Origin of the sequence: Bradyrhizobium genomosp. I (2014) (assembly GCF_000261685.1) — a bacterium.
Taxonomy (GTDB): Bacteria; Pseudomonadota; Alphaproteobacteria; order Rhizobiales; family Xanthobacteraceae; genus Bradyrhizobium.
Map to the genome: position 1 here is coordinate 1 of NZ_AJQE01000335.1, position 11,089 is coordinate 11,089.

The 11,089-nt window shown below is 66.3% G+C and carries 9 protein-coding genes and 1 pseudogene; 6 read left to right on the top strand and 4 right to left on the bottom strand.

All coding sequences use genetic code 11. The features are described from left to right. Both IC50_RS30025 and mdlC read left to right on the top strand, forming a co-directional pair. The coding region (locus IC50_RS30025) for an FAS1-like dehydratase domain-containing protein (protein ID WP_035713444.1) at positions 1 to 592 on the top strand (592 nt) is incomplete at its 5' end. Between the two features lie 135 nt (positions 593 to 727). Next, the gene (gene mdlC / locus IC50_RS30030; protein WP_035713446.1) at positions 728 to 2,350 is read left to right on the top strand and encodes a benzoylformate decarboxylase; all 1,623 of its coding nucleotides are present in this window, start codon (positions 728 to 730) and stop codon (positions 2,348 to 2,350) included. Positions 2,351 to 2,443: 93 nt separating this feature from the next. Here the strand turns inward: mdlC and IC50_RS30035 are convergent, their stop codons facing one another. After that, the gene (locus tag IC50_RS30035) at positions 2,444 to 3,220 is read right to left on the bottom strand and encodes an SDR family NAD(P)-dependent oxidoreductase (RefSeq protein ID WP_035713456.1); all 777 of its coding nucleotides are present in this window, start codon (positions 3,218 to 3,220) and stop codon (positions 2,444 to 2,446) included. 77 nt (positions 3,221 to 3,297) lie between these two features. Here IC50_RS30035 and IC50_RS30040 point away from each other — a divergent pair, with 77 nt between their 5' ends. Further along, a complete protein-coding gene (locus tag IC50_RS30040; protein WP_050991154.1) occupies positions 3,298 to 3,753 on the top strand; it encodes a MarR family winged helix-turn-helix transcriptional regulator in 456 nt (151 codons plus the stop codon). A 194-nt stretch (positions 3,754 to 3,947) separates the two neighbouring features. Here the strand turns inward: IC50_RS30040 and IC50_RS30045 are convergent, their stop codons facing one another. Continuing rightward, positions 3,948 to 4,742 carry an SDR family oxidoreductase gene (locus tag IC50_RS30045; RefSeq protein WP_035713449.1) on the bottom strand — a complete coding sequence of 265 codons (795 nt, stop codon included), beginning with the start codon at positions 4,740 to 4,742 and terminating at the stop codon, positions 3,948 to 3,950. 74 nt (positions 4,743 to 4,816) lie between these two features. Further along, on the bottom strand, positions 4,817 to 5,512 hold the full coding sequence (gene trhA / locus IC50_RS30050; RefSeq protein WP_035713451.1) for a PAQR family membrane homeostasis protein TrhA: 696 nt from the start codon (positions 5,510 to 5,512) through the stop codon (positions 4,817 to 4,819). Positions 5,513 to 5,711: 199 nt separating this feature from the next. Between trhA and IC50_RS30055 the strand changes: the two genes are divergently transcribed. Both IC50_RS30055 and IC50_RS30060 read left to right on the top strand, forming a co-directional pair. Beyond that, on the top strand, positions 5,712 to 7,181 hold the full coding sequence (locus tag IC50_RS30055) for a YcjX family protein (RefSeq protein ID WP_035713452.1): 1,470 nt from the start codon (positions 5,712 to 5,714) through the stop codon (positions 7,179 to 7,181). Continuing rightward, on the top strand, positions 7,178 to 8,206 hold the full coding sequence (locus IC50_RS30060) for a YcjF family protein (protein WP_035713454.1): 1,029 nt from the start codon (positions 7,178 to 7,180) through the stop codon (positions 8,204 to 8,206). Before IC50_RS30055 ends, IC50_RS30060 begins: the two co-directional genes overlap by 4 nt. 121 nt (positions 8,207 to 8,327) lie before the next feature. Here IC50_RS30060 and IC50_RS30065 read toward each other — a convergent pair whose 3' ends face one another. Then, positions 8,328 to 9,893: a glycosyltransferase family 39 protein gene (locus tag IC50_RS30065; RefSeq protein WP_085974032.1), complete on the bottom strand. Its 1,566-nt coding sequence runs from the start codon at positions 9,891 to 9,893 to the stop codon at positions 8,328 to 8,330. 297 nt (positions 9,894 to 10,190) lie between these two features. Here IC50_RS30065 and IC50_RS30070 point away from each other — a divergent pair. Further along, positions 10,191 to 11,089: pseudogene (locus IC50_RS30070) on the top strand (adenylate/guanylate cyclase domain-containing protein); the annotation flags it as partial.

Consider the following 11,089-nt stretch of genomic DNA (forward strand, 5'->3'; position numbering starts at 1 on the left):
GATGTGGGCCGGCGGCGAGATCGAATTCCTGCAGCCGCTTCGCGTCGGCGATGAATCGACACGAACCTCGCGCATCGCCGATGTGCAGGTCAAATCGGGCTCGACCGGCACGCTGTGCTTCGTCTCGGTCGAGCACAGCATCTCCTCGCCGCGCGGCGCCGCCATCCGCGAGCGGCAGGACATCGTCTATCGCGAGATGACCAGCAGCGCGCCGGCGAGCACCAAGGCTCCGCCTCCGCCGCCGAAGGCGCAGCACCGCGAGACGCACGTGTCCGATCCCGTGCTGCTGTTCCGCTATTCCGCGCTGACCTTCAACGGCCACCGCATCCATTACGACCGCGATTACGTCACCAAGGTCGAGGGCTATCCGGGCCTGATCTTCCACGGGCCGCTGCAGGCGGCGCTGATCATCGAGATGGCGGCCAAGCTTCGCGGCGGCAAGACGCCGAAGAAGTTCACCTATCGCGGGCTGCAGCCGCTGTTCGAGGGCACGGAGTTTTCGGTCAACGCCAACGAGACCGCTGATGGCATGGAGCTGTGGACCGCGAATGCGGAAGGCCAGCCGACGATGAAGGGCACGGCGGTGTGGTGATAGATCCGTCATTCCGGGGCGGTCCATAGGACCGGACTATGGTGCGCAATTGCGCACCAGAGAATCTCGAGCTTCCGGGTTCGCTTCGCGCCCCGGAATGACGGCGCAATCATAAGCACGCAAGGGACGGAAACCATGGCCAAGAACGGCAAGACCGGCAGCAGATCCGTCACCGTGAAGCAGGCGACGCTCGACCTGCTGCGATCCTTCGGCATCGACAGGGTGTTCGGCAATCCCGGCTCGACCGAGCTGCCGTTCCTGAGCGACTGGCCCGATGACATCGACTACGTGCTGGCGCTGCAGGAAGCCAGCGCGGTCGGCATGGCCGACGGCTATGCGCAAGCGACGCGCAATGCCGGCTTCGTCAACCTGCATTCGGCGGCCGGCGTCGGCAACGCGCTCGGCAACATCTACACCGCGCACCGCAACCAGACCCCGCTGGTGATCACCGCAGGTCAGCAGGCGCGCTCGATCCTGCCGCTGCAGGCGTTCCTCTATGCCGAGCGCGCGTCGGAGTTCCCGCGGCCTTACGTCAAATACAGCGTCGAGCCGGCGCGGCCCGAGGACGTGCCGGCCGCGATCGCGCGGGCCTATTACACCGCGATGCAGCCGCCATGCGGGCCGACCTTCGTGTCGATCCCGATCGACGACTGGGCACATGCCGCAGCTCCCATCGAGGCGCGCAAGGTCAGCCGCGAGATCGGGCCCGAGCCGGAGGCGATGAAGGCGCTGGTTGCCGCGCTCGGCTCGGCAAAACACCCTGCCCTCGTCGTCGGCCCCGGCGTTGATCGCGCCGGTGCGGTCGATCTGATGGTGCGCGTCGCCGAGAAGGCCAAGGCCAGCGTCTGGGTCAGCCCGTTCTCCGCGCGCTGCTCGTTCCCCGAGCGGCATCCGCAATTCGCGGGCTTCCTGCACGCTTCGCCGGCGCAGCTCTCCGATGCGCTGCGCGAGCACGATCTCGTCGTCGTCATCGGCGCGCCCGTGTTCACGTTCCATGTCGAGGGCCATGCTGCGATCTTCGACGGCAGGGCGACCATCTTCCAGATCACCGATGATGCGGACGCGGCGGCGGTGACGCCGGTCGGCACCAGCATCATCTCCACGATGAAGCCGGCGCTCAGCCTGCTGCTCGACATGCTCCCCGAAAACAACCGCGCGACGCCGAAAGGGCGCACGCTGCCGCCGGCACCGCAGGCGGCAGATCCGCTGCCGGTCGAATTCCTGCTGCATTCGCTGTCGCAGGCAATGCCGGACGGCGCATCACTCGTCGAGGAAGTGCCCTCGCACCGGCCGGCGATGCAGAAATTCATGCCGATGCGCGGCCAGGACAGCTTTTACACGATGTCGAGCGGCGGTCTCGGCTATAGCCTGCCCGCCGCCGTCGGCATGGCGCTCGGCAAGCCGGAGAGCCGCACGGTGTGCCTGATCGGCGACGGCTCGGCGATGTATTCGATCCAGGCGCTCTGGACCGCCGCGCAACGCAAGCTACCGCTCACCGTCGTCGTCATCAACAATTCCGGCTACGGCGCGATGCGCTCGTTCAGCCAGGTGATGCAGGTGCGCAACGTGCCCGGGCTGGAGCTGCCGGGGATCGATTTCGTGCGGCTCGCCGAAGGCATGGGGTGCCATGCGGCGCGGGTGACGAAAGCCGCGGAACTCGGTGAGGCACTGAAGCGCGGCATGGCGCATGCAGGCACGAGCCTCGTCGAGGTCATCGTGGATTCAGCGGTGCCGGTGCTGTACGGGCAGAAGCACTGAGGCCGTCGTAGCCCGGATGAGCGAAGCGACTTCCGGGGGCTGCGAGAGACGCCCCGGATGTCGCTTCGCTCATCCGGGCTACGGCATCATCAATTACGACGCCAGGAATCCCCCGTCGGCGGCCAGCACGTGTCCAACCACGTAAGAGGACGCATCCGACGACAGCCACACCACGGCTTCCGCCACCTCCTCCGGGCTTCCCATCCGCCGCAGCGGCAGGCCGGCGCTGACGGTTGCGACGTCGCCGACACCGGCGCGCAGCATCATGTCCGTGACGACGCGTCCGGGCGCGACGGCGTTGATGCGGATGCCGCGCGGAGCGTTCTCCATCGCCGCCGAGCGCGTCAGCGAGATCGCGGCGGCCTTCGAGGCCGAATAGAGCGAGAAGCCGGGATTTGGATTGCGCACGCCGCTGACGGAGGCGTTGACGACGATGCTGCCGCGGCCTTGCGCCAGCATCGCTGGCAATTGGTGGCGCAGGCAGAGAAACAGCGCGCGGACATTGGTGTCGAACACGCTGTCATAGATCTCGGTGCCCTGCTCCTCCAGCGGCGCGCGTCGCTCCTGGAAGCCGGCATTGTTGAAGGCGACATCGAGCCGGCCGCAACGTTCAATGGCCGTGCCGACCAGCCGCGCGACGTCGTCCTCTCGCGTGATGTCGGTCTTGAGCGGGATGGATTCCGCGCCAAGCTCGCGGCACGAAGCGGCGGTGGCCTCGATCTCGGCTTCGCGCCGGCCCGCCACGATGATCGCCTCCGCGCCTTCCGACGCCATCCGCAGCGCCGTGGCGCGGCCGATGCCACTGCCGCCGCCCGTGACCAGGCACACCTTGCCCTTCATCCGCTGACCCGCCGGCAAAGTTCCGTTCATGGTCCACTCCAAGACGCTTGCGCGCGCCGTTGCGCGCATATAGTTGTATGGTACAACTATATGCTGGGAGTCAAGGGATGGCCGAGCTTTCGCTGATCGACGACATCCGCGCCGCTTCGCGCCTGATGGTGCGCGAGCTCGGCTTCATGGATGCGACGGTGGCGGCTTCGGACTATCCGGCCTCGGCGGTCCACACCATCCTGGAGATCGGCATCCGCGGTCCCATGACATCAGGCGAGCTCGGCGACTTCCTGCACCTGGAGAAATCGAGCGTCAGCCGCATGGTACGAAAGCTGATCGATTGCGGCGAGCTGCGGGAGACGCCGGATGAGCTTGACGCACGCAGCAAGCTGTTGTCGCTGACCGCGAAGGGCCGCCGCACGCTGGAAGCGCTGCATGCCTTCGGCCGGCAGCAGGTGCGCGGAGCGCTGGCGGCGTTGACGGAAGCAGAGCAGCGCACGGTGCGTGAGGGCATCATGCTTTATGCGCGGGCGCTGCGGGCGAGTCGTCAGGAGCATGAGGCGGCAGCCTAGTCACCGGTGTCATCCCTGCGAACGCAGCGACCCATACCGCGTGATTTATCTGGGAAGTGAAGGTCCCAGTACCGCGGGGCAACGACAACGACCAGCCTTCGCCAAACTTCTTCCCGTGGTCATGGGTCGCGGCCTTCGCAGGGACGACACCGGTATGTGGCGTGGGCGTGCCTATAAGCGATGCCGCTTCTAGGTCACTTCCCGAACTCTTCCCGCATCTTGGCCTGGATCTTGGCCATGCCGCCGATCCAGCGGTCGTAATTCTCGGTCTTCTTGCGCATGTAGCCGAGCACCTGCGGATGCGGCAGGATCAGGAAGGTTTCCTGCTCGAGGCCGGCGAGCACGTCTTTCGCCACTTGCTCGGGCGTGAGGTCGCCGTCGCCGGATTGCGGGCCCTTGGGGATCGAGCGCAGCATGTTGGTGTCGACGCCCTGCGGGCAGAGGATCGAGACCCTGATGTTGTGGGCCTTGTGCGAGATCGCGAGATTCTCGGCAAAGCCGACCGCGGCGTGCTTGGTCGTCGAATAGGCCGGGCTGCCGACCTGCGACAGCAGGCCTGCGGCCGAGATGGTGTTGAGGAAATAGCCGCCGCCGCGCGCCCTCATGCGCGGGACGAGATGCCGCGCCGCGTAGACATGCGCCATGACGTGGATCGCCCAGCTCCGCTGCCAGGGTTCGTCCGAGGCGCCGCCGGCGTTCTCCGACATTGGGTCGAACCCGCCGCCGATGCCGGCATTGGAGCAGAACAGCTCGATCGGCCCGAACTGACGTTCAGTCTCCTCGATGACGTGCGCGACGTCCTTTTCCTGCGCGACGTCGCATTTGAAGGCGGCGCCATCAACCATGGCCGCGACCGCCCTCGCATTTGCGGCGTCCATGTCCGCGACCACGACCTTGGCCGCGCCCGCATTGTGAAAGGCCTCGCACAGCGCCTTGCCGATGCCGTTTGCGCCGCCCGTGACCACCACGACCTTGCCGGTCACCTGCATGCGACGTCTCCTCTGTCCTATATTGTCTTGTACCGCTTTATACCGCGCCGCTTATTCCGCGTCGCGGGTCCTGATCAGCTCAACACGAGGTCGAGCACCGCGGTATAATGGCATGCCGCGCCGGCCAAGACAAAGCCGTGCCAGATCGCATTCTGGAAACGCAGCCGCCGCCAGGCGTGGAAGATCACGCCAAAGCTGTAGAGCAGGCCGCCCGCAAGGATGAAGCCCAGCACCAGGGCGGGCAACGCCCTGACCACGGCGTCGTAGAGCATCATGCCGCTCCAGCCCATCGCGAGATAGATGCCGACCGAGACGCGGTCGAACCGGCCGGGATAGAGCAGCTTCAACACGATGCCTGATATCGCCACGCACCAGACGCCGGCGAGCAGCACCAGCGCGAACGCGCTGTCCTTCAGTTCCAGGATGAAGGGCGTGTAGGTCGCCGCGATCAGCAGATAGATCGCGGAATGGTCGAACCGCCGCAGCAGCCATTTGGCCGGCGACACCGGCCAGAGATTATAGGTCGCCGACAGCACCAGCATCGAGAGCAGGCCGGCGACATAGATCGAGACGCCGACGATATCGGCGGCGTCGGCATAGACCGCCGCCAGCACCACCAGGACGGTCGCAGCGATGATGCCGGAGAGCACGCCGATCGCATGGATAATGCCGTCGGCGATCAGCTCGGCGCGGTCGTAGTTCCAGCCGATCGCGTCGGCTGCGGCGTGGACAGAATTGGACGCGAACTGTTTCATTTGGAAGACGGTCATGGCAATCCGCAAAGCATGGCAATCCGCAAAGCGTGGCAACGCCCTCGTATATGGGTCTTTCGGGATCGACGCATCGTTCAAACGATGATTTGCCGACAAAGGCGGTGGAAGTATGAAAGCTTGATTTTCCTCAGGCAATTGCCACTTTTGTGACTAGTCCATTTTGCGTATCCCCCGCCCGAGATCCCCTCACGTTCATATGGCATTCAGTTTCCAGGATATGGTCGAGGAGGCGCGGCTGTCGGCGCGGGCGCTGATCGACTATGGCGAGCACTTCTTCAACCCGACGGTGCGGCTTGGTGTCACCGGTCTGTCGCGTGCCGGTAAGACCGTATTCATCACCGCGCTGATCCATGGGCTGACGCGCGGCGGCCGGTTTCCGGTGTTCGAAGCCTACGCCTCGGGCCGGATCGGCCGGGCACATCTGGCGCCACAGCCGGACGATGCCGTGCCGCGCTTCGCCTATGAGAACCATCTGCGTGCGCTGATCGAGGAGCGGCGCTGGCCGAACTCGACCGTGGACATCAGCGAGCTCAGGCTCGTCATCGAGTACCAGCGCCCGAACGGCGCCGACCGCACGCTGACGCTCGACATCGTCGACTATCCCGGCGAATGGCTGCTCGACCTGCCGCTGCTCCAGAAAAGCTACGAGCAATGGTCGGCGGAAAGCCTGGCGCTGTCGCGCGAGGCGCCGCGGGCGCATCTTTCCGCGGACTGGCACGCGCATCTCGCAACGCTCAAGCCCGAGGCGCGCGAGGACGAGCAGGCGACGCTGACGGCCGCACGGCTCTTCACCGATTATCTGCGCGGATGCCGCGACGAGCGGTTTGCGATGAGCCTGTTGCCGCCAGGCCGCTTCCTGATGCCCGGCAATCTCGCAGGCTCCCCCGCGCTGACCTTTGCGCCGCTCGACGTGCCCGCCGGCGGACAGGCGCCCGACGGCTCGCTCTGGGCGATGATGGTGCGGCGCTTCGAGGCGTACAAGGACGTCGTGGTGCGGCCGTTCTTCCGCGATCATTTTGCGCGACTCGATCGCCAGATCGTGCTGGCGGACGCTCTGGCCGCATTCAACTCGGGCCCCGAGGCGCTGCATGATCTCGAAGCCGCGCTTGCCGGCATTCTCGACTGCTTCAACATCGGCCGCAGCACCTTGCTCTCCAGCCTGTTCCGGCCGCGCATCGACCGCATCCTGTTTGCGGCGACCAAGGCGGACCATCTGCATCATTCCAGCCACGACCGGCTCGAGGCCGTGCTGCGCCGCGCCGTTTCAGGTGCCGTTGCGCGCGCGGAAGATACCGGCGCGGCGATCGACGTCGTCGCGCTTGCGGCCGTCCGCGCCACGCGCGAGGCGCAGGTCGCGCGTGGCCGCGACAAACTGCCGTCGATCCTGGGAACGCCGGCCGCGGGCGAAAGCGCGGGCGGCGAGTTCTTCGACGGCAACACGGAAGTCGCGACCTTTCCGGGCGATCTGCCCGTCGATCCCGAGCCGCTGTTCAACGGCACCGATGCGTTCCGAGGCCTGTCGACCGAGGCGGCGGAGAAAAGCGACTTCCGCTTCCTGCGTTTCCGCCCGCCCAAGCTCGAGCGCGAGGGCAACGACGAGCCGGCATTGCCACACATCCGCCTCGACCGTGCCTTGCAGTTCCTGATCGGAGACAAGCTGTCATGAACGACCGATCCCAGCAGCGGCGGCCGGCGACGTTCCGGCTCGACGATCCCGGCGTCGTCGTCACCGAAGCCGACGAGACGGGACGGCTCAGCCGCGGCACGATCCAGATCACGCCGGAGCCGGATCCATCCTCGCTGCCGGTGCCGGTTCAAGCCACGCTTCCAACGCGGCGCGGCTTCCCCTGGGGCGCGCTGTTCTGGTCCGGCCTCGCCGGGCTGACGCTGCTCGGTGTCGGGCTCGGCGTCGTCCACCTGATCGAGGATTTGTTTGCGCGCAGCGAGAGCCTCGGCTTCGTCGGGCTTGGCTTCGCGCTCGTCACCGCGTTGGCGCTCGCCGTCGTGATCGGACGCGAGGCGCTTGGGCTGGCGCGGCTCGCGACGATCGAGAAGCTGCATCAGCGCGCGACCGCCGTGCTCGCCAGCGACGACCGCAGCGAGAGCCGCGTCATCGTGCAGGATCTCCTGAAGATCGCGCACCAGAATCCGCAGCTGGCGCGCGCCCGTGCCACATTGGAGAGTCACGCCGGCGAGATCATCGACGGCGCCGACATGATCCGGCTCGCCGAGCGCGAACTGATGTCGCCGCTGGATGCGGAAGCGCGGCGGCTGGTGTCGTCGGCCGCGCAAAAGGTCTCGATCGTGACCGCGGTCTCGCCGCGCGCGGCGATCGACGTGCTGTTCGTATTCGTCGCCGCGCTGCGCCTGATCCGCCAGCTTGCCTATCTCTATGGCGGCCGCCCCGGTGCGCTCGGCATGATCCGCCTGCTCCGCCACGTCATCGCCCATCTCGCCATCACCGGCGGCATGGCCGCGAGCGACAGCCTGGTGCAGCAGATGCTCGGCCATGGCATCGCGGCGAAGCTGTCGCAGCGGCTCGGCGAAGGCGTGCTCAACGGCTTGCTGACGGCGCGGCTGGGATTGGCTGCGATCGACGTGACACGCCCGCTGCCGTTCGCGGCACTGCCGCCGCCGAAGCTGTCGGATCTGGCAACGGATTTGCTGCGGAAGAAAGACGACGAGGAGTAGCCGGCTCTGCTCTCCCTTACCCTCCCTGGAGGGGGAGGGTCGCTACGCATGAAGCGCAGCGCAATGCGTAGCGGGGTGGGGTGACGGTCTCACCACCTCGCACAGTGCCCGCGTTGAGAGATCACCCCACCCCGCTCGCGCTCCGCGCGACCGACCCTCCCCCTCCAGGGGAGGGCAAGAGGAGGCGCGCCACGCTCGTACTGAAATCGCCCGCAAGCACCTTCCACTGGAACAGCGGCGAGTCCTTCGGCGGTGACAGCTCGGGCGTCCAGCCTGTGAGCTTCTCGATCACATAGGTGTCCGCGAGAACGCCGCGCCAGCGGCGTTCGACCTCGCCAAGCTGTTCGCGTTTCGCCGGGATGTTGTCCCACAGCGACGAACGATCGTCCGGCTCGCGCCCGACATAGATCCCCGCGTGGCCCTTGATCCTGTCCATGCCGGGATCGCGAAAGTCCTGGAAGCGGCCGCGTTCGGTGAGCTCGACGACGGGCACGCGGCCCCTGAACAGCCAGCGCATCATGGCGTAGGTGCGGTAGTCCGTGGTCGCGATCCAGGTCGCACCGGTCTCATCGAGTGCGGCCTGCGCGCGCGCGGCCACCTGCTCGTAGCCGGCTTCCGCGCCGATCGGATCGATCTTGCCGAGGAGATTCCAGGGCGCGGCGACGTAGTAGAGAAACACGATGACGACGAAGGTGATGCCCGAGACGATCGCCGTGTTGGCCCAGAACAGCGATGATCCGAGCATCCGGGCCGACCATCCCTCTTTCGTCATCGTGGCGAGGTTCACCGCGGCGGCCGCGAAGCCCACCGGCCACATGAACATCGGCCAGGTGTCGCCGACCCGGAGCGTCAGCGACTTGAAGAAGAAATAGAGGAACGGCACCAGAACTGCAGTCGACAGCAGGACCGCGACCGGCTCGCGCGAGCGATAGCCGCGCCACGCCGTCAGCACCAGCCCCGTCATCACCACCGGCAGCATGACGAAGCCGACCAGGCCGAATTGCAGGCCGATGTAATCGCCGATCGTCCGCAGCGAGATGCCGTAATTGGCGGTGGCGCGCACGCCCTGGAAGCGGAACGAAGCCCAATCGTGCTGCGCATTCCAGATCAGCACCGGCGAGAACGCAAGGGTCGCAACCAGCACGGCGAGATATGGGTAAGGGCTGCGCAGCCAGCGCCAGCGCCAATCCGGCACCAGCAGAAAGGCGGCAACCGCCGGCGCGAACATGATCGCGGTGAATTTCGACAGCATGGAGAGGCCGGCGAACAGGCCGGCCGCAAGCCACCAGCGTCCGTCGCCGCTCTGCGCCAGCCGCACCAGTGACCACATCATCGCCACCGCAAACGGGATCATGACGACATCGGGCGCGACCTTGGCCATCAGCAGGCCGTAATAGAGCGCAGCTTCCGGCATCAGCACCGCGAACATGACGGCGCGCGCATCATGGGTGAGGCGGCGGACGATGTCGGCGAGCAGCACCTGCGTCACCAGCATTGCGACGATGCCGCCGAAGCGAACGCCGAGCGCGGTGTCACCGAAGATCGCGGTACTGAGGCGGATCATCCAGGCAACGCCGGGCGGGTGATCGAGGAAGCTGAGCGCCGTTTCCTTCGACCAGGTCCAATAATAGGCTTCGTCCGTGCGCAGCTCGATCGCGGAGGCATAGACGATACGCAGCGCGGTCATCGCGGCGATGATCGCCACGGCAACAAGGACGAGACGGCGTTCGGCGCCGTCTGGCTTCGCGGAGATGTCAGGGGCTGTCGTCACGGTCGCGCTTTTCCCCGACTTGGGAGGGGGAGTCAATGTACGGCAAGCCCTGTGGCTATGGATCCCGGATCGGCGCGCGCCCGAGGGCGCGCTTGTCCGGGACGACGGCGGAGTATGCGGCGGCATGCCGCGCATGTGATCGCAGGCGATATCCACCCCTGGAATTAAACGCTACGCTGGCTGTTCTCTTCCATGAACTGATACAATCGAATCATGGCCACCGCTCCCATACAGATGTCCGTCGTCCGCGCCACCAGCGTGCGGCAGGTGCGGCTCATCTGCGGCGTCATCCTGTTCGCCTATGTGGTCAGCCATTTCCTCAACCATGCGCTCGGCAACGTCTCGGTCGATGCCATGGAGGTCGGGGTCTACTACCACACCCTGTTCTGGCAGTTCCTCCCCGTCGCGATCGTGTTCTACACGGCTGCGCTCACCCATATGGGCCTCGGCATCTACGCCCTGTATCAGCGCCGGCAGTTCCGCTGGCGGACGATCGAGCCGCTCCAATTGGTGCTGGGCTTGAGCATTCCCGCCCTGGTCATGGGACACGTGATCGGGGTGCGGCTCGGCTACACGCTGTACGATCATCAGAAGCTCTATCCGCAGGAACTCTATCTGTTCTTCGTCGCGGCGCCGGGCCGGCTCTGGCAGATGACGATCCTGCTTCTCATCGCCTGGGTGCACGGCTGCATCGGCATTTTCTTCTGGCTTCGCCTCAAACCGTTCTTCACGCGCGCGGCACCCTATCTGCTGGCAGCCGCGGTGCTGATCCCGACGCTGGCGCTGCTCGGCATCTATCAGGGTGGCCGCAGCGTCGCCATCGAGAGCGGCGATGGAGAATGGCGCACGCACAATCTCACCCGCCGCCAGGTTGGCACGGTTGCGGAAGGCAACACGCTGGACCGCATCGCCGGCGGCCTCACCGTCGGTTATTTCGGTCTGCTGGGACTGGTGCTGGTGGCGCGTGGCGCACGCGCCTTGCGCGAAAGGCGCGGCGGCATGATCGCGCTGTCCTACGGCAACGGCAAGACGGTGCGCGTGCCAAAAGGCCTCTCCGTGCTGGAAGCAAGCCTGCGCCACAATGTGCCGCATGCCAGCGTCTGCGGCGGGCG